At 74.7% G+C, this 21,270-nt stretch carries 11 protein-coding genes and 2 pseudogenes; all 13 read left to right on the plus strand.

Going from position 1 to position 21,270, the window contains the following annotated elements; all coding sequences use genetic code 11:
* The first annotated feature begins 98 nt into the window (after positions 1-98).
* Positions 99-347 (plus strand): phosphopantetheine-binding protein, encoded by a 249-nt coding sequence (locus OO69_RS34310; RefSeq protein WP_078652688.1) that lies wholly within the window; start codon positions 99-101, stop codon positions 345-347.
* On the plus strand, positions 344-3,460 hold the full coding sequence (locus OO69_RS34315) for a non-ribosomal peptide synthetase (RefSeq protein WP_033284789.1): 3,117 nt from the start codon (positions 344-346) through the stop codon (positions 3,458-3,460). Before OO69_RS34310 ends, OO69_RS34315 begins: the two co-directional genes overlap by 4 nt.
* Positions 3,457-7,992 (plus strand): annotated as a pseudogene (locus OO69_RS52130) (condensation domain-containing protein); the annotation flags it as partial. The gene OO69_RS34315 and the pseudogene OO69_RS52130, both read left to right, overlap by 4 nt.
* 36 nt (positions 7,993-8,028) lie before the next feature.
* Positions 8,029-9,838, plus strand: a pseudogene (locus OO69_RS53990) (amino acid adenylation domain-containing protein); the annotation flags it as partial.
* Positions 9,839-9,916: 78 nt separating this feature from the next.
* The gene (locus OO69_RS53995; RefSeq protein ID WP_420707938.1) at positions 9,917-10,171 is read left to right on the plus strand and encodes a phosphopantetheine-binding protein; all 255 of its coding nucleotides are present in this window, start codon (positions 9,917-9,919) and stop codon (positions 10,169-10,171) included.
* 43 nt (positions 10,172-10,214) lie between these two features.
* Positions 10,215-14,156, plus strand: a complete 3,942-nt coding sequence (locus OO69_RS34325) for a non-ribosomal peptide synthetase (RefSeq protein WP_033284790.1) — start codon at positions 10,215-10,217, stop codon at positions 14,154-14,156.
* A gap of 37 nt (positions 14,157-14,193) precedes the next feature.
* Positions 14,194-15,522: an MFS transporter gene (locus tag OO69_RS34330; RefSeq protein WP_051801387.1), complete on the plus strand. Its 1,329-nt coding sequence runs from the start codon at positions 14,194-14,196 to the stop codon at positions 15,520-15,522.
* The gene (locus OO69_RS34335) at positions 15,522-15,731 is read left to right on the plus strand and encodes an MbtH family protein (RefSeq protein ID WP_051801389.1); all 210 of its coding nucleotides are present in this window, start codon (positions 15,522-15,524) and stop codon (positions 15,729-15,731) included. The genes OO69_RS34330 and OO69_RS34335 overlap by 1 nt, the downstream gene beginning before the upstream one ends.
* 35 nt (positions 15,732-15,766) lie before the next feature.
* On the plus strand, positions 15,767-16,816 hold the full coding sequence (locus OO69_RS34340) for a MupA/Atu3671 family FMN-dependent luciferase-like monooxygenase (RefSeq protein WP_033284791.1): 1,050 nt from the start codon (positions 15,767-15,769) through the stop codon (positions 16,814-16,816).
* Positions 16,813-17,355, plus strand: coding sequence for a flavin reductase family protein (locus OO69_RS34345; RefSeq protein ID WP_051801392.1), 543 nt, complete (start codon positions 16,813-16,815; stop codon positions 17,353-17,355). Before OO69_RS34340 ends, OO69_RS34345 begins: the two co-directional genes overlap by 4 nt.
* Complete coding sequence (locus tag OO69_RS34350; protein ID WP_033284792.1) at positions 17,352-18,980, plus strand: ABC transporter substrate-binding protein; 1,629 nt, start codon at positions 17,352-17,354, stop codon at positions 18,978-18,980. Before OO69_RS34345 ends, OO69_RS34350 begins: the two co-directional genes overlap by 4 nt.
* On the plus strand, positions 18,973-20,532 hold the full coding sequence (locus OO69_RS34355) for an amino acid adenylation domain-containing protein (protein WP_033284793.1): 1,560 nt from the start codon (positions 18,973-18,975) through the stop codon (positions 20,530-20,532). Before OO69_RS34350 ends, OO69_RS34355 begins: the two co-directional genes overlap by 8 nt.
* Positions 20,529-21,269 carry a 4'-phosphopantetheinyl transferase family protein gene (locus OO69_RS34360; RefSeq protein WP_234444601.1) on the plus strand — a complete coding sequence of 247 codons (741 nt, stop codon included), beginning with the start codon at positions 20,529-20,531 and terminating at the stop codon, positions 21,267-21,269. The genes OO69_RS34355 and OO69_RS34360 overlap by 4 nt, the downstream gene beginning before the upstream one ends.
* The last annotated feature ends 1 nt before the right edge of the window (position 21,270 follow it).

The raw sequence follows: 21,270 nt of genomic DNA on the forward strand, positions 1-21,270 counted from the left end.
CAGTGGCGTCCACACCGCCCTGATCCCGCTCGGCGACAGCGGCTGGGGATAGAAATCCGGCCGACCTGTCCAGCCCGCGGATCAGTGGAGAAGACGACATGAATCAACTCGACGTCACTCATGGAATAGACACAGAAAGCGTCCGGGTGCTCCTCGCCGACATCCTGGGTGCCGAAATCCTCGACGACTCGACTTTCCTCGCCCAAGGCGGCGATTCCTTCCAAGCGGTACTGGTCGTCGAACGCGTCGAAGAGCTCTGGGGAATCGAGGCCGACTTCACCGTGGTACTTCGGTCGACCCCCGTCGAATTGGCGGCGGCGCTCAACGCGGCGCCCCGTTCCGTATGAGCCGCCCGCGGCCCTCGGTCGCGGTCGGCCCGGGGCTTCCCGTCCCGGCCGGCGCCACCGCCCACGAAGCGGTGCTGCGGCAGGCCGCCCGGTCCCCGCGGGCCATCGCCCTGCGCGGACCGGGCGGTGTCCGCGTCACCTACGGCGAACTGGTGGCGCGGGCCGGCGCGGTACGCGACCTGCTCGTGGAGGCGGGCGTCCGGGCCCGCGACTTCGTGCCGGTGCAGGCCACGGCCGGCGCGGACTTCGCCGTCGCCGCACTCGGCGTGCTGCTGGCCGGCGCCGCCTACGCCGCCGTGGACCGCGCCTGGCCGGCCCAGCGGCTGCGCGGAGTCGTCGAGGACCTCGGCGCACGCGTCGTCCTCGACACGACCGGCGCCACGGCCCATCTCCCGGCCGGGGTACGGGTCGTACCGCTGCCGGACGGTACCGCCGCCCGCCCCCGGCGCGCCGGGGCTCCGGCCGTCGGCGCCGACGACCCCGCCTGTGTCTTCTTCACCTCCGGCTCGACCGGCCGCCCCAAGGGGGTGGTCCTGCCGCACCGGGCCTTCGTGCGCACCTTCGTCGACGGCGGCTACGCCGCGTTCGGACCCGGCACGGTCATGCCGCTGCTCGCGGCGCCGTACTGGGACGCGGGCGCGCTGGAGGTCTTCGGCCCGCTGATGAACGGGGGTTCCTGTGTGACCCCCGACGAGCCGCTGATCACCCCCGACGGCCTGCGCGCCCTCGTCGCCGGGCACGGAGTCGAGACGCTCTGGCTCACCAGTTCCGTGGTCAACCTGATCGTCGACGAGGACCTCGACGCGTTCACCGGCCTGCGGCACCTGCTGTGCGGCGGCGAGCGGCTGTCCCCGCCGCACATCGCGGCCCTGCTCGACCGGCACCCCGGCCTGCGGGTCACCAACGGCTACGGACCCGTCGAGTCCATGGTCTTCGTCAGCACGCACGACATCCGCCGCGCCGACACCGCCGACTCGCACGGCATCCCGGTGGGCCGTCCGGTCCGCGGCACCGTCCTGGCCGTCCTCGACCCGGAGACCCTGCGCCCCGTGGCCCGCGGCACCGAGGGCGAGCTGTGGGCGGCGGGCGACGGACTGGCCCTCGGCTATCTCGACCGGCCCGAGGAGAACGCCCGCCGCTTCGCCCGTGTCGCGCTGCCCGGACACGGCACCCTGCGCGCCTACGCAACCGGCGACCGCGTCCGCATGGACGACGAGGACCGCCTGTCCTACGTCGGCCGGGCCGACCGCCAGTTCAAGATCCGCGGCCACCGGGTGGAGCCCGGCGAGGTGGAACGCCGGGTCGCCGCGTTCCCCGGTGTACGGCACGCCTTCCTCGTCCCGCTGCGCGACGAGCGCGGCACGGTCACCGGGACGGTCTGCGCCTACACGACCGACGACGCGGCACCCCGCCCCGACGACACGCTGCGCCGCGCGGCCACCGGCGCCCTCCCCTCGTACCTGCGCCCCGACCGCTTCCTGCACCTGCGTCCCGTACCGCTGGGCCCGACAGGCAAGGCGGATCTGCGGGCGGTGGAGGCGTGGGTGCGGGCGCGGACGGCGGCGGAGGAGGGGGCCGGGGCCGCGGTTCCGGTGGGGAGCGCGTGTTCCCCGGGTACCGGTACCGGCGCCGTGACCCCCGCCCTGCGGGAAGCCCGGGCGATTCTCTCCCGGCCCGAACTGCCCGCCGACGCCGACCTGTTGGCGGCCGGGGCGAGCTCGTTGCACGTGCTGCGGATCGCCGCGCGGCTGTCGCGGGTGTCCGGGGTGCGGTTGTCGGCGCGTGATGTGTACGAGCACCCGAGCGCGGCCGCTCTGGACGCGCTCGCCGCCACCCGGCGGGCCGGGGAGCCGTACGAGGACGCCCCGAGCGCCGATGTCGCGGGCGGCACCGGACTCTCCCCGGGGGAACGCCGGTTCTGGCTGGCCTCGCGGCTCGCGCCCGGTGCTCCCGGTCATGTCGCGGTCAGCCGGGTCTCGGTCGACGGGGCGCTGGACCCGGAGCGGCTGCGGCACGCCCTGGGCGCGGTCGCCGCCGCGCATCCGGCGCTGCGCACCACATTCCCCCGGCAGGCGGGCCGGCCGCACCGGTCGGTGGCCGACGATCCGCCGCCGCCCCCGCTGCTGATCCGCCCGGACGAGGAATCCGCCCTGGTCCACGAACTCGCCGCACTGGTGGGGGACTTGGACGCCGGGCCGCTGTTCGCCGCCGGGCTGGCCGGTTCGGGGGAGGGGCGGCACCTGCTGCTCGCCGTCCATCACATCGTCTACGACGGCCGGTCCGAGGAGATCCTCGTGGCGGACCTCGCCGCCGCCTACGCGGGCCGCACCCCGGCCCCCGCGCCCGCGCCGCCCGCCGCCGCCCCGCGCCAAGGCGCCGCCGAGGACCGGGAGTTCTGGCGCGCACGGCTGACCGGGCTGACCGCGCCCGAGTGGCCCGGCGGGGCGACGCTCGGGACGCGGGAGCTGTGGACACGGCCCCTCGTGGCGCACCCCCTCGACCTCGGCGCCGAAACGACCGCCCGGCTGCGGGAGTTCGCCGCCCGCGAGCGTCACCCGGTGCTGGTGCCGCTGCTCGCCGCCTGGTGGAGGGCGCTGGCCAAGGTGACCGGGCAGAGCGACCTCGCCGTCGGCACGATCGTCGAGGACCGCGAGGCCGCCCACGAACGCACCGTCGGCTACCTCGCCAACGGCCTGCCGGTACGGATCGCCGCCGACCCGGCGCTGGACCCCCCGGCCCTGCTGGCGCTGGTCCGCGAACGGCTCCTGGAGGTGTTCGCGCACACCGCGCTCGGCACCGACGAGATCGCCGCGCTCGCCCCTCGTCCGCCCGGCGGCCGCACCCCGCTCTACCAGAACCTGCTGGTGCTGCAGCGCGTCGCGGCCCCGGCCGAGGCCGACGGCGTCCGGTTCACGCCGCTGCCCGCTCCCGCCCTCGGCCCCCAGGCCGAACTGTGCTGCGAACTCTGGGACGACGGCAGGTCCTTCACCGGCGCCGTCACCGCGCCCGAGGGCCTGCTGGACACCGCCGCGCTCGCCGAGACCGCGGCCCTGTTCACCACCGGCCTCGCCGACCTCACCGGACGCACCGACCTTCTTGAGGACCTCACATGACCGACCACCTGGCCGACCCGCTCTCCTGGACCCAGGAGCGGATCTGGTTCGAGGAGCAGCTGCGCCCGGGCGACACCGCCTACCACATGCCGGTGACCCTGCGCGTGCGCGGCCCGCTCGACATCGCCGCGCTCCAGCACGCCGTGGACACCCTCGTGGCCCGCCACGACGCGCTGCGCACCGTCTTCACCACGGCCGACGGGGAGCCGCGGCAGCGGGTCCTGGACGAGGCCGCCGTCACCGTCCGCACCCAGGACGTGCGCGGGCTCCCCGACCCGGAGGCGGCGGCCCGCACGGCGCTGCGGCGGACCGCGCGTGAGCCGTTCGACCTGGCCCACGGGCCGTTGCTGCGGGTGCTGGCGGTGCGGTACGCCGACGACGCGTGGCTGCTCCTGCTGTCGGCCCATCATCTGATCGCGGACGGCCACTCGTTCGCGATCGTCTTCGACGAGCTGTCCCGGCTGTACGGCGCCCCGGACACCGTCCTGAAGCCGCCCCGGCGCGGCTTCGTCGAGGCCGTGCGCGCCGAGCACGCCCGGCTCGGCGAGACGGCCGCGGACGAACTGGTGGCCTGGTGGCGCGGGCACCTGGACGGCGTTCCCCGGGTGCTCGACCTGCCCGCCGACCGCCCGCGCCCCGCCGTACGCGGTCACCGCGGCGCGAGCCGTCGGCTGGAGCTGGACCCGGCGGCCGGAGCGGCCGTGCGGGAGCTGGCCCGGGGCCACGAGGCGACGCCGTTCATGACGCTGCTCGCGGCGTTCGGCGTGGTGCTCGCGCGACAGACCGGCCAGGAACGGATGGTCGTCGGCACCCCCGCGTCCACCCGCGGCGCCGGCAGCCGTGACGTGGTCGGCTGCTTCCTCAACACGCTGCCCCTGAAGGTGGACGCGGCGGGCGACCCGGCGTTCGCCGAACTCCTCGGCAGGGTCCGCGACGACGCCCTGGAGGCCTTCGGCCGGCAGCGGGTGCCGTTCGGCCGGCTGGTCGCGGACCTCGCCCCGGAGCGCGACCTGTCCCGAGGCCGGCTCGTGCAGGTCTTCTTCAACATGCTGCCGCCCGCCGTCCCGGCCGAACTGACCGGCTGCACGGTGGAGCAGCTGCCGTTCGGCGACATCGACAACAAGTTCGACCTCACGCTGTACGCCGGTGCCCGCCCGGACGGCGGCTACACACTGGAAGCCGTCCACGACGCCGGGCTGTTCGACGGCGAGCGCGTCGACGACCTGCTGCGTCAGCTGCGCGCGGTCCTCGCCCAGGCGGCGGCCCGCCCCACCCGCTCCCTACGGGACTTCGACCTGGCCACCCCCCGCTCCACCACCCTGCTGCCCGACCCCACCGCCGACCTCCCGCCCACCGCGCCCGAGCCGCTCGCCGACCGGCTCGCGAAGCACGCGGCGGCCACCCCGGACGCGCCCGCCCTGATCGCCGGCGACCGCGTCTGGTCGTACGCCGAGGTCGCGCGTACGACGGACCGGCTGGCCCGGCTGCTGCACGAGCGCGGCGTCCGGCCGGGCGACGCGGTGGCCCTGCACGCGGCCCGCCACCCGGCCGTCGTCCTGGGCGTCCTGGCCGCCGTCAAGGCGGGCGCGGTCTTCTCGGTACTGGACGCGCACCACCCCGAGGACGTCCTGCGCACCCGCGCCGAGGCACTCGCACCCCACGCGTGGATCGACTGCGCCCCCGGCCGGCCGCTGCCGGGACGCGTCACCGGGCCGGTCCTGGCCGTGGAGTCCCCTGAGGTCATCGAGGACGCACCGGCCGGGGTCGGACTGTCCGACGGTGCTCCCGACCCCGACGACGATGTGTACGTCACCTTCACCTCCGGTACCACCGGCCGGCCCCGTCGGGTCGTCGGTACGCATCGGCCGTTGGGGCACTTCCTCGACTGGTACACGCGTGCCTTCGGTCTCGGGCCCGGTGACCGGTTCGCCGTGCTGTCCGGGCTCGGGCACGACCCGTTCCTGCGGGATGTCCTCGCCCCGCTGTGGGCGGGCGGCACCGCCGTCTTCCCCGACGCCGACGTACGGGACACCGCCGCCCTCGCGGCCTGGCTCGGTGAGGCCGCGCCGACCGTCGCCCATCTCACCCCGGCCCTCGCCCGCGCCCTGGCCGGGACAGGGGCGGCCGGCTGGCCCGCGCTGCGGCTGGTCGGCTTCGGCGGCGGCACCCTGACCGGCCGCACCCTGCGCGCCTGGGCCCGGCTCGCCCCCGGCGCCGACCTCCTGAACCTGTACGGCGCCACCGAGACCCCGCAGGCGGTGTCGACGTACCTCGCCCACCGCGCGGGTGCCCCCCTCGACGCGATCCCGGCCGGTCCGGTACCGCTCGGCCCCGGCATCGACGGTGTGCAGCTCCTCGTCCTCGCGGGCGACCGGCCGGCGGGACTCGGGGAGATCGGCGAACTGGTCGTCCGGACGCCCTACTTGGCGCGGTACGCGGACGGGGGCGACGGCGACGGATACGTTCCCGACCCGTTCGCCGGACGGCCGGGCGACCGCCTCTACCGCACCGGGGACCTCGCCCGGCTGCGCCCCGACGGCCTGCTGGACCACCTCGGCCGCGCCGACCAGCAGGTCAAGGTGCGTGGCTTCCGGGTGGAGCCGGCCGAGGTCGAGGCCGCGCTGGACGCGCTGCCCGGGGTACGGCAGAGCGCCGTCCTCGCGGTCGCGGACGGCGACGGCGACCACCGGCTCGTGGCCTTCGTCGCCACCGGCACGGGTACCGGAACCGGGCCCACGGACCTCACCGGGATACGCGCCGCCCTCGCCCGGCGGCTGCCCGATCACCTCGTGCCCTCCTCCTACGTCGTCCTCGACGCCCTGCCGCTCACCGCCAACCGGAAGACCGACCGGTCGGCGCTGCTGGCACTGGAACACCGGGCGGAGGCCGCCACCGGCAGCCATGTAGCCCCGCAGGGCCCGGTCCAGGAACGCCTCGCCGAGCAGTGGCGGGTGCTGTTGCGCCGTGAACGCGTGGGCGCCACCGACGACTTCTTCGCCCTCGGCGGCCACTCGCTGCTGCTGACCCGGCTGCTGGCCCGGGTCCGGCGCGAGTTCCCCGGCGCCGCGGCCCAACTGCTCACCCTCCAGGACCTGTTCGCGCACCCCACGATCGCCGCGCTCGCCGGCCTCCTGGGCGACAGGGACGACAGGGACGACAGCGGCGACACCGGGCCCGTCACGGACGTCCGCCCCGCCGACATTCCCCGCACCGACCCGGCCGAGCCCGCCCCCCTGTCCTGGACGCAGGAACGCCTGTGGCTGGAGGAGCAGTTGCGCCCCGGCGACGCGGCCTACAACATGCCCGTCGTGCTGCGGCTGCGCGGCCCGCTGGACCCGGCCGCACTGCAGCGTGCCGTGGACACGGTCGTCGCGCGGCACGCCGTGCTGCGCACCGTCTTCGAGACCGGCCAGGACGGTACCCCGCGCCAACGGGCCGTCCCCGGCGCCCGGGTCGCCGTACGCGTCACCGATCTGTCGGAGCACCCGGACCCGCACGGCGGCGCCGTCGCCGCGGCGATGGACAGCGTCAAGGAGCCTTTCGACCTCACGCGTGGCCCGCTGCTGCGTGCGGCCGTGCTGACGATCGCCGACGCGGACCACGTACTCGCCCTGACGGTGCATCACATCGCCTTCGACGGCTGGTCGTTCGGTGTTCTGCTGCGCGAGCTGTCCGCCGCCTACCAGGGCCGCGAGGGCGAACTGCCCGTGCCGGGGCTCCAGTTCGCGGACGTGGCGCGCTGGGAGCGCGCCGACCTGGACGGGCCGGTGCTCGACGGGCTGCTCGACTGGTGGCGCGGCCACCTCGACGGGGTGCCCCGGGTGCTGGAGCTGCCCACCGACCGGCCGCGCCCGGCCGTGAGCGCCCACCGCGGCGCGCGCCGCCGGCTGACCGTGGACGCGGCCACCTCCGCCGCCCTGCGCGAACTGTCCCTGGCGCACGGCTCGACGCTGTTCATGACGCTGCTCTCCGCCTACTCCGTCGTCCTGTCCCGGTGGAGCGGCCAGGAGCGGCTGCTGGTCGGCACGCCCGTCGCCAACCGGCCGCGCGCCGAGTTCGACGACCTGCTCGGCTGCTTCCTCAACACCCTGCCGCTCCGCGTCGACCTGCACGGCGACCCGGAGTTCGGTGAACTCCTCGGCCGGGTCCGCGACAGCGCCCTGGCGGCGTTCGCCCGGCAGCGGGTCCCCTTCGGCCGGCTGGTCACCGAACTGGCGCCGGAGCGCGACCTGTCGCGCGGCCCGCTGGTGCAGGTGCTGTTCGCGTTGCAGAACGTGGAACTCGGCATGCTCGAACTACCGGGCGTCACCGGCGAGTTCGTGGACGTGTCGGCCGCCAACAGCCAGTTCGACCTGAACCTGCGGATGATCGACACCGGACGCGAGCTGGTGGGCTGGCTCGACTACGACGTGGAGCTGTTCGACGCGGCCACCGTGGAACGGTTCGTCGAGCACTTCACCAACGTGCTGACCGCCGTCGCCACCGACCCGTCCGCCGTGGTCTCCCTCGTCGACCCGCTCGGTCCCGCCGAGCGCGGTCGGCTCCTCGACGGCTGGAACGACACCGGGGTGGCCTGGCCCGAGGGCGACACCCTGACCGCTCTGCTGGCCGAGGCCGCCGTCCGGCATCCCGGGTCGGTCGCCGTACGGTGCGGGGACCGCGAGCTGACGTACGCCGAACTGCACGGCCGGGCAAGCGCGTTGGCGCACCGGCTGCGCGGTCTCGGGGTCGGCCCCGACACTGTCGTCGGCGTCCATCTGGAGCGCTCACCGGAGCTGATGGTGGCCCTGCTCGCGGTGCTCAAGGCGGGCGGCGCCCATCTGCCGCTGGACACCGGATACCCGCACGAGCGGCTGGCGTTCATGCTCGCCGACGCCCGGGTGCCGGTGCTGCTCACGCACCCCGGCGGTGGCGAGGCCCTCGCGGTCGACGGTCTCACCGTCGTCGCCGTGGACGAGCACGCCGGGGACGGCTTCCCCGGCACCGAACCCGAACCGCTCGCCGGCCCCGACCACCTGGCGTACGTCATCTACACCTCCGGCTCCACCGGCCGCCCCAAGGGCGTGCAGGTGCCGCACCGGGGCATTGTCAACCGGCTGCGGTGGATGCAGGACATGTACGGGCTGACCGGCGCGGACACGGTGCTGCAGAAGACGCCGATCAGTTTCGACGTGTCGGTGTGGGAGCTGTTCTGGCCGCTGCTGACCGGCGCCCGGATGGTCCTGGCCGCGCCCGGCGGGCACCGTGACCCCGACTACCTGGCCACCCTGGTCAGGGACGAGCGGGTCACCGTCTGCCACTTCGTGCCGCCCATGCTGGACACGTTCCTGGCCGCCGGCCGCGCCGCCGACTGCGGCTCGCTGCGACTGGTCGTGTGCAGCGGCGAGGCCCTCCCGGCGGACCTGGCCCGCCGCTTCCACCGAGCGCTGCCGCAGGCCGGGCTGGAGAACCTGTACGGCCCCACCGAGGCCTCCGTCGACGTCACCCGCTGGACGTCGCGCCCCGACTGGACCGGCGCGACGGTACCCATCGGCACCCCGATCGCCAACACCCGCGCCTACGTCCTCGACGCCCGCTTCCGGCCGGCCCCCGTCGGTGTCCCCGGCGAGCTGCACCTGGGCGGGGTCCAACTGGCCCGCGGCTACGGCGGACGCCCCGCCCTGACCGCCGACCGCTTCGTCCCCGACCCGTTCGGCCCGCCCGGCGCCCGCCTCTACCGCACCGGCGACCTGGCCCGCTGGAACGCCGAAGGCCACATCGAGTACCTCGGCCGCACCGACCACCAGGTCAAGGTCCGCGGCTTCCGCATCGAACTCGGCGAGATCGAGGCGGCGTTGCTCGACCTCGACGGCGTGGGCCAGGCGGTCGCGGTGGTCAGGGAGGACCGGCCGGGCGACCGGCGGATCGTGGCATACCTGACGGCGACGACGGAACCTTCCGATCCGACGAAACACGAAGCCACGACCACATCCAGCGCCGCGAACCCACCCGCCCCGGCGGTCACCGGTCCCGTCGCCCCGGTCCCGGCGGTCTCCGTGAGCGGCCGCTCGGCCGTGGCCGCCGTCGGCGTCCCGACCCTCGCCGATCCGCCGGAGCAAGGAGCCACGACCGAGTCCGCCGCCGCAATCCCGCCCGCCTCGGCGCCCACCACCGCGAACCCGCCCGCCCCGGCGGTCAGCCTCGGCGCCCACCACCGCGAACCCGCCCGCCCCGGCGGTCACCGTGGCCGCCGTCGGCGTGCCGACTGTCGCCGATCTCCGTGCCGGGCTGAGCCGACGGCTGCCCGAGCACATGGTCCCCAGCGCCTTCGTCACCCTCGACGCCCTGCCGCTCAGCCCGAACGGCAAGGTCGACCGCAAGGCGCTGCCCGTCCCCGACCGTGCCGCCGGCACCGCCGCCGAGCAGGTCGCGCCGACCACCGCTCAGGAGGAGCTCCTGGCCGGGCTGTGGCAGCGCGTGCTCGGGCTGGAGCGGGTCGGTGTCCGGGACGACTTCTTCGAGATCGGCGGCGATTCCATGCATGCCGTGCGGATCGTCGGGCTGGCCCGCGAGGCCGGTCACGAGATACCGCTCCAGCGGCTGTTCGCCGCCCGGACCGTCGAGGCGCTCGCCCACTGGCCGGCCGAGAACACCCACCAGGGGCCCGCCCGGCAGGAGGTCTCCGCCTTCGGGCTGCTGTCCCCGGAGGACCTCGCCCGCCTCAGGTCCTGAAGCCGTCCCGGCCCACCAGACGTCCGCACCCCGGAGGAAACCCGTGCCGTCCCACGACGACATCATCGACGCCTATCCGCTGACCCTGCTCCAGTCCGGCATGCTGTTCCACAGCCACGCCGACGGCGACACCCCCACCTACCACGACATCTCCGCCGTCCGGCTGTCCGGCCGCTTCGACGAGGCGGCCCTGCACGCCACCCTCGCCGGTGTGATCGAGCGCTCCGACATCCTGCGCAGTTCCTTCGACCTCACCCGCTTCAGCACCCCGATGCAGCTGGTGCACGCGTCCGTGGAGACCCCGCTGACCGTCGAGGACCTGCGCGGGCTGGACCCGGCCGAGCAGGAGCGGCGGGTGGCCGCCTGGACCGAGCGGGAGAAGGCGACGCCGTTCGTGCTGACCCGGGCCCCGCTGCTCACCCTGCACGTGCACGTCTTCGCCGAGGACGACTTCCGGCTCAACCTGAGCTTCCACCACGCGATCCTGGACGGCTGGAGCCTGTCCCTGGTCACCTCGCAGCTGATCACCGGTTACGACGCGCGGCTCGCCGGCCGTCCCGACCGGGCGACCGCACCGGCCACCCGGTTCCGCGACTACCTGGCACTGGAGCAGGAGGCCCTGGCCGGCCAGGAGTCCCGCGCGTACTGGGCGGACGTGCTGGAGGACACCGACTTCACCGCCCTGCCCCGCAGAGCGGACCCGGGCCTCGCCGCCGTACGCGAGGCCCGCGTGCACGAGGTACCGCTGCCCGCCGGCCTCGGGGAGAAGCTGCGCGCGGTGGCCGCCGAGGCGCGGGTGCCCGTGAAGTCGGTGATGTTCGCCGCCCACGCCCGGGTGCTGTCCCTGCTGTCCGGCCGCGCCCGGGTCGTCACCGGCCTGGTCGGCAACGGTCGCCCGGAGACCGCCGACGGCGACGAGGTGGTGGGCCTGTTCCTGAACACCCTGCCGCTCGTCGTGGACGTCACCGCCACCACCTGGACCGACCTGGCCCGCCGTATCCACGCGGCGGAGAGCGGAGCGCTCCCGCACCGCCGCTACCCGATGGCCCAGATGCTCACCGACCAGCGCCGGCCGCAGTTCTTCGAGACCGTCGTCGACCACCGCAGCTTCCGTGGCTACGACATGGAGCTGGCCGAACTCGCGGTCACCGGCGGCGAGTTCTTCGAGCAGACCAACTTCCCCTTCACCGCCAACTTCGGCACCGACCCGGTCACCGGCGAGGTCCGGCTGCGCATCAACTACGACGCGGCCGAGTTCACCGGCACCTGGATCGACACCGTCGGCGGCTATTACGCCGACGCCCTCGCCGCCCTCGTCGCCGACCCCCACGCGGCCGTGCACGCCACCCCGCTGCTCGCCCCCGCCGACCTCGACCGGCTGCTGACCGGGCACAACGACACCGCGGCCGGCTGGGACCTCGACCGCACCCTGCCCGAGCTGCTCGCCGAGCGCGCCGCCAAGCACCCCGACCGCGTCGCCGTACGCTTCGGTGAAACCGCCCTGACCTACGGCGAGTTCAACGCCTGGGCCAACCGCCTCGCCCACGAGCTGCGCGCCCTCGGTGTCGGCCCCGACACCCTGGTCGGCGTCCACCTGGAGCGCTCCGCCGAGCTGATCGTCGCGCTGGTCGCGGTGCTGAAGGCGGGCGGCGCGTACGTCCCGCTGGATCCCGGATACCCGCGCGAGCGCCTGGAGTACATGCTCGACGACGCCCGCGTCCCGGTCCTGCTGACCGGCGCCGGGCTCGCCCCGCCCGCGGTCCCCGAGGACACCGCCGTCGTCGAGGTCGACCGCACGGTCGCCGCGGGCCGCCCGGAGACCGACCCGCTGCCGCAGGCCGGGCCCGGGCACCTGGCGTACACGATCTACACCTCGGGCTCCACCGGCCGCCCCAAGGGTGTGCAGATCCCGCACCGCGCGCTGCTCAACCTGCTGTTCTCCTTCGGCCGTGACCTCGAACTGACCGAGGAGGACCGGCTGTTGGCGGTCACCTCCCTGTCCTTCGACATCGCCGCCCTGGAGGTCTACCTGCCGCTGCTGAGCGGCGCCGAGCTGATCGTCGCCCCGGACATCGCCGTGGACGGGCCCCGGCTGCGGGAGGCGGTCGAGCGGTCCGGCGCGAGTGTCGTCCAGGCCACCCCGTCCAGCTGGCGGCTGCTGGTCGAGGCCGGTCTCGGCGGCGACCGCCGGCTGCGGGTGGTCTCCGGCGGCGAGGCGCTGCCCGAGGACCTCGCCCAGGAGCTCACCGCCCGCTTCCCGGTGGTGTGGAACGCGTACGGCCCGACCGAGACCACCATCTGGTCCTGCCTGGACCGGGTGCGCCCCGCCGAGCCCGTCACCCTCGGCCGTCCCGTCGCCAACACCCGCGTGTACGTCCTCGACGCGTCCTTCGCCCCGGTCCCCGAGGGCGTCCCCGGCGACCTCTACATCGCCGGCGACGGTCTCGCCCGCGGCTACTCGCGGCGCGGCGACCTGACCGCCGACCGCTTCGTGCCCGACCCGTACGCGGACGGCGCGGGCGCCCGCATGTACCGCACGGGTGATGTGGCCCGATGGCTGCCCGACGGCCGGCTGGAGTTCCTGGGCCGGTCCGACCACCAGGTCAAGGTGCGCGGCTTCCGCATCGAACTCGGCGAGATCGAGACCGTGCTGGCCCGGCATCCGGGTGTCGGCCGGGTCGTCGTCATGGCCCGCCGGGACCAGCCGGGCGACGCCCGCCTGGCCGCCTACCTCACCCCCGGGGGCGGCGCCGCCCCGACCGCGGCCGAACTGCGCGAGCTGGCCGCCGCCGCGCTGCCCGAGTACATGGTGCCCAGCGCCTTCGTCGTCCTCGACGCCTTCCCGCTCACCCCCAACGGCAAGGTCGACCGGCTCGCGCTGCCCGCCCCCGGCCGCGACGAGACCACGGCGGGCGTGTTCGTCGCGCCCCGCACCCCCGTCGAGGAGGCCGTCGCCGCGATCTGGCGGGACGTCCTCGGCGTGCCGGAGGTCGGTGTCACCGACGCCTTCCTCGACCTCGGCGGCAACTCCATCTCCGCCCTGCGCGTCATCATGCGGCTGCCGGACATCACCGACGTCGAGGTGCCGGTGGCCGCGCTGTTCGAGGGCGGCACGATCGAGAAGCTGGCCGGCATCGTCAGCGGGGAGCGTCAGCAGGCCGCGTCCACCCTGGTGCCGTTGCGCTCGACGGGCGCCAAGTCCCCCTTCTTCCTGGTGCATCCGCTCGGCGGCAGCGTCTTCTGCTACTCCGAACTCGTCGACGTACTCGACCCCGACCGTCCGCTCTACGCCTTCCAGGCACCGGAGTACGCCGGCCCGGAGGTGCCCCGCCCGGGCAGTGTCGAGGAGATCGCCGCGCTGTACCTGTCGGAGGTGCGCGCGATCCAGCCCGAGGGCCCGTACTTCCTGGGCGGCTGGTGCATGGGCGGCATGGTCTCCTACGAGATGGCCCGCCAACTGGAGGCCGCCGGCGAGGAGATCGGCATGCTGACGATCATCAGTGCCAGCATCGACGACCCGGTCCCGCCGCGCTACGCCACCAGCGAGTCCGCCGCCATCCTCGGTGCCTTCGCCGGCCGGCTCGACGTCACCGAGGCGGAGTTGGAGGCTCTCGACCCCGAGGCCCGCATCGAACACGTCGTACGGCTCACCCAGGGCACCGGACACGAGCGGGCCGACGCGCGGTCGGTGGAGGACCTGCGCCGACTGGTGCGGCTGTACACCCGGCACGCCCGCGCCCTGCTGGCCTACCGGGACACCCCGCGCGAACCGCTGCGCGCCGACGCGGTGTTGATCCGCGCCGAGACGGAGCTGTTCGAGGGCTGGCACATGGGATGGCAGCCCCGCGTCGGTGGCATGCTCATGATCGACGAGTCGCCCGGGAACCACTTCAGCATGCTCGAACAGCCGAACGTCCCCGAGGTCGCGCGCCGCCTGGAGGACGCGGCCCTCGGCCACCCGCGCGGCATCCTCGCCGAGTCCTGAACAGCCCACCCCGCACCAGGAGTTACGGAGTACCCCCATGACCGATGCCACGACCGACGCCGCCCCCGTCGGGGAGGAGGCCGCCCCGCCCGCCCCGAGCGTGTGGCGCAACGCCGACTTCACCCGGCTGTGGACCGGGCAGACCGCCTCCCTGTTCGCCGCCCAGGTCAGCGAACTCGCGCTGCCCCTCGTCGCGGTGCTGGCCCTGGCCGCCAGCTCCGAACAGGTCGGCCTGCTCACCTCGGTGGTCAAACTGCCGTACCTGCTGGTCTCGTTGTTCGCGGGCGTGCTCGTGGACCGGGTCCGGCGCAGGAACATCCTCATCGCCACCGACCTCGGCCGCGCGCTCGTGCTGACCCTGGTGCCCGTTCTGTACTGGACGGACCGGCTCGGCATCAGCTGGTTGTACGTCCTCGGCTTCTTCGCCGGCTGCGGCAGCGTGCTGTTCGACGTGGCCGGGCAGGCCTATCTGCCCCGGATCGTGGGCCGCGACCAGCTCACCCGCGGCAACTCGGCGCTCGGCGCCAGCCAGTCCGCCGCCACCATCGGCGGACCCGCGCTCGGCGGTGTGCTGGTGCAGTGGCTCACCGCGCCCGTCGCGGTGCTGGCCGGTGCGGTGTCGTACCTCGTGTCCGCGCTGACCATCGCCACCATCCGGCACAAGGAGGACAGGGCCGAGAACGCCGGGGGCGCCACGCCCGCCGGGACACTGCGCGAGGTGTGGGCCGGGCTGAGGTTCGTCTTCGGCAACGAGCCGCTGCGCGCCATGACGATCATGGCCTCGATCTTCAACCTCTCCTTCACCGCGCTGGAGGTGGCCTTCGTCCAGTTCATGCCGCGCACCCTGGGCCTGTCGGCCGGCGGGATCGGCCTGGTGATGGCCGCGCTCGGGCCCGGTTTCCTGGTCGGCGCGGCCTTCGCGGGCCGACTGCCGCAGCGCTTCGGCTACGGCCGCACCATGCTGGTCACGGCCTCGATCGCCAACCTCGTCATGCTCGGCCTCGCCGCCGTGCACGGCTCCGGGTTCCTGGCCGTGGGCACCCTGATGCTGATCAACTTCCTGTTCGCCTCGTTCGGTGTCGCGAACAACGTCACCGTGCTCAGCATCCGGCAGACCCTCACTCCCGACGCCCTGCAGGGCCGGGTCGCCGCCACCAACCGCTTCGTCGCCATGGGCATCGCGCCCGTCGGCGCGCTCCTGGGCGGTTTCCTCGGCGGCGCCCTCGGCCTGCGCACCACGGTTCTGATCTCCGCGATCGGCCTGTCCTCGGCACTGGTCCCGCTGGGCCTGTCCTCGCTGGCCCGGATCCGGTTCGACCTCCCGCCCCAGATCGACCTCCCGTCCCAGAGCAAGGAAACAGCCTGATGTCCCAGCCGTACGACACGCACGAGGCCCCCGGCACCGAGCCCCGTCACCTCGTGGTCGTCAACCACGAGGAGCAGTACTCGGTGTGGCCCGCCCCGCTGCCCCTGCCGGCGGGCTGGCGCGCCGCCGGTTTCGAGGGCACGCGCGCGGAGGCCCTCGCGCACATCGAGACCGTCTGGACCGACCTGCGCCCGCTCAGCCTGCGCTGACCGCCCCCGACGACACGCCCCGAGAGGCACCCGCGATGGACTTCAGTCTCTTCTACTTCGCCGACGGCAGCGGCGGCGAGAGCGGCGGCGGCCGCTACGACCTGCTGCTCGAAGGCGCCAAGTACGCCGACACGCACGGCTTTTCGGCCGTGTGGACACCCGAGCGCCACTTCCACCCCTTCGGCGGGCTCTACCCGAACCCGTCGGTGACCGGCGCCGCCGTCGCCACCGTCACCGAGCGGGTCGCGATCCGCGCCGGGAGCGTGGTCGCCCCGCTGCACCACCCGCTGCGCATCGCCGAGGAGTGGTCGGTCGTCGACAACCTCTCCGGCGGCCGGGCCGGTCTGTCGCTGGCCTCCGGCTGGAACGCGGTCGACTTCGCGCTGCGCCCCGAGGGCTACGCGGGCCGCAAGACCGCCGTCATCGAGGCCGTGGAGCAGGTGCGCGCCCTGTGGCGGGGCGAGCCCCTGGCCGTCACCGACGGCGCGGGCAACGCGGCCGAGGTGCGCGTCTTCCCGCCGCCCGTCCAGCGCGAGCTGCCCGTCTGGGTGACCAGCGCGGGCGGCCCCGAGACGTTCCGCGCGGCCGGCGCGGCGGGCGCCGGCGTGCTGACCCACCTGCTGGGCCAGGACGTCGACCAGCTCGCCGAGAAGATCGCCCTGTACCGCGAGGCACTCGCACAGCGCCCCGGTCACGACGGCCGGCCCGGCCATGTGGCCCTGATGCTCCACACCTACCTGGGCGAGGACCCGGAGAAGGTGAAGGAGACCGTCCGCGAGCCGTTCACCGCGTACCTGAAGAGCTCCTTCGGGCTCATCGCCCGCTCGGCGGGCAGCATCCTGTCCGGCTTCGACCCCGACAAGCTGCGTGAGTCCGACATCGACTTCCTGGTACGGCGCTCCTTCGACACCTACTACCACAGCAGCGGCCTGTTCGGGACGGTGGAGCAGGCGGCCGTCGTCGTCGAGCGGGCCCGCGCCGCCGGAGTCGACGAGCTGGCCTGCCTGATCGACTTCGGGGTGGGCAAGGCCGAGGTGCTCACCGGCCTGGACCACCTCGACGCGCTGCGCGAGGCGTCTTCGTGACGGCACCCGCGACGTCCGGGCGCACCGCGCTGTTCCGGCGCACGGCGGGCCGGTTCCCGACCGGGGTGACCGTGCTCACCACGTTCGCCGGCTCGGAGCCGTACGGCATGACGGCCAACGCCTTCATGACCCTGTCGCTCGATCCGCTGCTGGTCGCGGTCGGTATCGGTGCCGGCTCCCGGGCGCACGCCCATGTGCTGCGCTCGGGCCGGTTCGCCGTGACCGTGCTCAGCGACGGGCAGACAGGCACCGCCCGCCGGTTCGCCGACCCCGAACGGCCCGTCGGCGCCGCGGCGTTCGCCGCCGACGACTGGATGGCGGGACCGGTCACCGGCTGCCCGGTGCTGCCCGACGGCGTGGGCTGGTTCGACTGTTCGGTGCAGGCCGCGCACCCCGCCGGGGACCACACCCTCGTCGTCGGCCGTGTCGAGGACTTCGGCCCGCTCGGCGGCGAACGGCCGCTGGTCTTCGCCGACGGCTCCTTCACCGCCCCCGACCCTTCCCTCAGCCCGTCCGGGCCCTTCGGAGGACGTACATGAGCAAGGCATCCATCGCCTGGGACCCGCGCGATTCACGAGGCCCGGCCCGCTCGGTGCCGGGCGCGGTGCGCGGCGGCACCCTGCGCGTCCTGCGCGACGGCGACTACGACCACCTCGACCCGCAGCGCATCCAGACCCTCCAGGGAGTCGCGCTCGGCCACCTCCTCTTCCGCACCCTGACGATGTTCGCCGAGGACGGCGAGGGCGGCTGGCGGCTGGTCGGCGACCTCGCCGAGCAGCCCGGCCGGGACGTCGAAGGCGACGGCCGCGTATGGGAGTTCACCCTCAAGCCCGGACTGCGCTACGAGGACGGCCGCGCGATCACGGCGGCCCACGTCGCCCACGGCATCGCCCGCTCTTTCGAGGAGAGCCTCGCCGGCGGCCCCCAGCACCTCCAGGACTGGCTGCGCGCGGGCGGCCCCTACGCGGGCCCTTTCACGGACGGCACCGACGAGGTGCCGGGTCTTGACGTGGTGGACCCGCGCACGCTGGTGTTCCGCTTCCCCGAACCGCGCCCCGACCTGCCGTTCGCCGCTGCCCTGGTGACGAGCGTGCCGGTACCGGAGGACGCCGACACCGGTGAGTCGTACGGCAAGGCGCCGCTCGCCTCCGGACCGTACCGCGTCGCCGCGCACGTACCCGGCGAGCGGCTGGTCCTGGAGCGCAACCCGCACTGGGACCCGGCCACCGACGCCGTACGGCACGACCACCCGGACCGGATCGAGATCGAACTCGGCGTCGCCGCCGCCGTCCAGAACCGGCGCGCCCAGGTCGACGAGGGCACGGACGCCTTCGCCGTCGCCGAGAACAACGCTCCCGACGAGGTCGCGGCGCGGCTGCTCGCCGACCCGTCCCTGGCACCGCGCCTGCGCCGCGACCGCACCCCGCTCGTCTGGTACCTGGCGATCAACACGGCCCGGGTGACGGATGTGGAGGTCCGCCGGGAGATCGCCCGCGCGCTGGACAAGGAGGCGGTGCGGGACGCGATGGCGGGCGCCACCCAGGGCGAGATCACCCACACCGTCCTGTCCCCGGCCACCATCGGCCACCGCCCCTACCCCGACCCGCACACGGGCGGCCCGCGCGGCCTGCCGGACAGCTGGGACGGCCGTACGCTGCGGCTGCTCAGCCGCGACGGCGAGTACTTCACCGCGGGCGCCCGGGAGGTCGCCCGCTCCCTCGAATCGGCGGGCTTCGACGTCGAGCTGGTGGAAATAGACCGGCCCCGGCACAACACGGCGGTCCTCACCCGCGGCCACGCGTACGACCTCTACCTGATGTGCCAGGCCGCCGACTGGCCCGGCGCCTCGACCCTCCTCACCGGCTTCGACGGCCGCACCCTGCGCGCCACCGGGAACGCGAACTACACCTACCTCGACGACCCGGACGTCAACGCCGAGATCGCCCGTGTCTCCGCGCTGCCCGCCGACCGCGCGGCGGCCGAATGGGCCGCGCTGGACGAGACATTGACGACCCGTCACATCCCGCTGGTGCCGGTCTTCTCCTACACCTATCTCGCGGTCTCCGGCTCGCGGGTGGGCGGGGTGTTCACCTCGTCCTTCCTCGGCACACCGGTGTACTACGACGCGTACGTCACGGGTCCGGAGGACGGCGCCCGTGGCTGACCACCGCACGCTCTACGAGCGGTTCGCCGCGTCCGCCGACGCGCATCCGGCCCGGACCGCGCTGGAGACGGCCGGCCGCGCCCTCGACTACGCGGCCCTGCGCCGCCTCGCCGAGCACACCGCGGCCCGGGTGCTCGACGTCCTCGGCGGGCGCCGCCCGCAGCGCGTCGGTGTCCTCGCCAACCGCAGCGTCGCCGCGTACTCCTCGTACCTGGCCGCCCAACGGCTGGGCGCCGCCGCCGTACCGCTGGGCCCGGAGGTCGCCCCGGCCCGGCTCACCGCGATCGCCGGGGCGGCCGGGCTGGACGTGGTGCTCGCCGGACCGGAAGCCGCGGAGACGGACCGGGCGACCCGGTTCCCCTGCCCCGTCCTGCCGTTCACCGAGCCCGGCCCCGCGCAGTCGGCCGTCGGCCTCCCGCCGTACGCACCGCGCCCCGACGCGGTCGCCTACATCGTCTTCACCTCCGGTTCCACCGGCACCCCCAAGGGCGTCCCGGTGCTCCAGCGCAACGTGGCGGCCGTGCTCGACCACGCCGTCGACCGCTACGGCATCGGACCCGACAGCCGGGTCTCGCAGACCTTCGACCTGACCTTCGACCCGACCGCGTGGGACATGTTCACCGCCTGGAGCGCCGGCGCGGCCCTCGTCGTACCCGACCGCGCCGAACTGGTCCGCCCGGCCCGTTTCGTCCGCGAGCACCGCGTCACCCACTGGTTCTCCGTCCCCTCGGTGATCTCCTACGCCCGACGGCTGCGCGACCTGGCCCCGGGCAGCATGCCGGAGTTGCGCTGGACCCTGTTCGGCGGCGAACCGCTCACCCTGGAACAGGCCGCCGCCTGGCGGGCCGCGGCCCCCGGCAGCGTCCTGGAGAACCTCTACGGCCCCACCGAGGTCACCGTCTCCTGCACCCAGTACCGGCTGCCCGCCGACCTCGCCGACTGGCCCGCCACCGCCAACGGCACCGTGCCCATCGGCACGCCCTACCCGCACCTGGACGCCCTCGTCCTGGACGACTCCGGCCGGCCGGCGGACGAGGGCGAGCTGTGCCTGCGCGGCCCGCAGCGCTTCCCCGGCTATCTCGACCCCGCCGAGAACCCCGGCCGGTTCCTCCGCTTCGACGGCGGACGGGCCACCGTGCACGAGGAGCGGGCGGCGCCCGGCACGGAGCTGTACTACCGCACCGGCGACCGGGTGCGGCGCGGCGCGGACGGCGCCCTGCTGCACCTGGGGCGGCTCGACCAGCAGGTGAAGATCCGCGGCCACCGCATCGAGCTCGGCGACATCGAGGCCGCCCTGCGCACGGCCGACGGTGTCGCCGAGGCCGTCGTCACGGTCTGTACGGCCGAGGGATCCGAGCCGGCCCTGGAGGCCGCGTACACCGGCACTCCCCGAGAACCTCTCGCGCTGCGCGGCCACCTTGCGGACCGGCTGCCCGTCTACATGCTCCCGCGCGGCTTCACGCACTTCGACGCGTTCCCGCTGAACGCCAACCGGAAGATCGACCGCCGGGCGGTCGCGAGCCGTCTCGCCGCCCCGGGGCCGGCCCGGTGAGGACCGCCGCGTCCGGGCCCGGCCCGGTGAACGGGTGCGCTCTGCTGTCGGGCCTGTTGCCCGTCGGCGTCGTCGTGGCCGAGGCGCGGGGCGACGAGGCGGCCGGGCCGGTCCACCCGGAGGAGGCGGCCCAGGTCGGGTCCGCCTCGGTGGCGCGGCGACGGGAGTTCCTCACCACCCGTTCCTGTGCCCGCCGGGCCCTGGCCGCGCTCGGGCAGGCACCCGGTCCGATTCCGGTCGGCCCGCACCGGGAGCCGTGCTGGCCCGCGGGGTTCGTCGGCAGCCTCACCCACTGCGACGGCTACCGCGCGGCGGCCGTCGCCCGGGCCTCGGACGTGTGGACGCTGGGCATCGACGCCGAGCCCGACGGTCCGATGCCCGAGGGCGTCCTGCGCCACATCGCGCTGCCGGCCGAGCGGCGGATGGTGGCCGAGCTGACCGTCGCCGAGCCGGACGTGCACTGGGACCGGCTGCTGTTCAGCGCGAAGGAGTCCCTCTACAAGGCGTGGTTCCCCAGGGCCCGCCGCTGGCTGGACTTCCTGGACGCCGAACTGACCTTCGCGGCGGGCCGCCCGACGTTCACGGCGCGGGTGCTGCAGCCGGGCCGGCTCCCCTTCGACCTGGCCCCCGGCCGCTGGGCGCGCCGCGACGGCCTGCTGCTGACGGCCGTGTCGATCGCCACCCCGCCGGTCCGTGGTGCCGCCCGGGACGGCGGAATCCCGTCAGCCGTCCACTGAC

The sequence above is a fragment of the Streptomyces sp. NRRL F-525 genome (genome assembly GCF_000716605.1).
Classification (GTDB): Bacteria; Actinomycetota; Actinomycetes; order Streptomycetales; family Streptomycetaceae; genus Streptomyces.

Bases quoted from the DNA above. Each gene is read 5' to 3' on its own strand.
- OO69_RS34310 (WP_078652688.1), top strand. From the start codon at position 99: ATGAATCAACTCGACGTCACTCATGGAATAGACACAGAAAGCGTCCGG.
- OO69_RS34315 (WP_033284789.1), top strand. From the start codon at position 344: ATGAGCCGCCCGCGGCCCTCGGTCGCGGTCGGCCCGGGGCTTCCCGTC.
- OO69_RS34330 (WP_051801387.1), top strand. From the start codon at position 14,194: ATGACCGATGCCACGACCGACGCCGCCCCCGTCGGGGAGGAGGCCGCC.
- OO69_RS34335 (WP_051801389.1), top strand. From the start codon at position 15,522: ATGTCCCAGCCGTACGACACGCACGAGGCCCCCGGCACCGAGCCCCGT.
- OO69_RS34340 (WP_033284791.1), top strand. From the start codon at position 15,767: ATGGACTTCAGTCTCTTCTACTTCGCCGACGGCAGCGGCGGCGAGAGC.
- OO69_RS34350 (WP_033284792.1), top strand. From the start codon at position 17,352: ATGAGCAAGGCATCCATCGCCTGGGACCCGCGCGATTCACGAGGCCCG.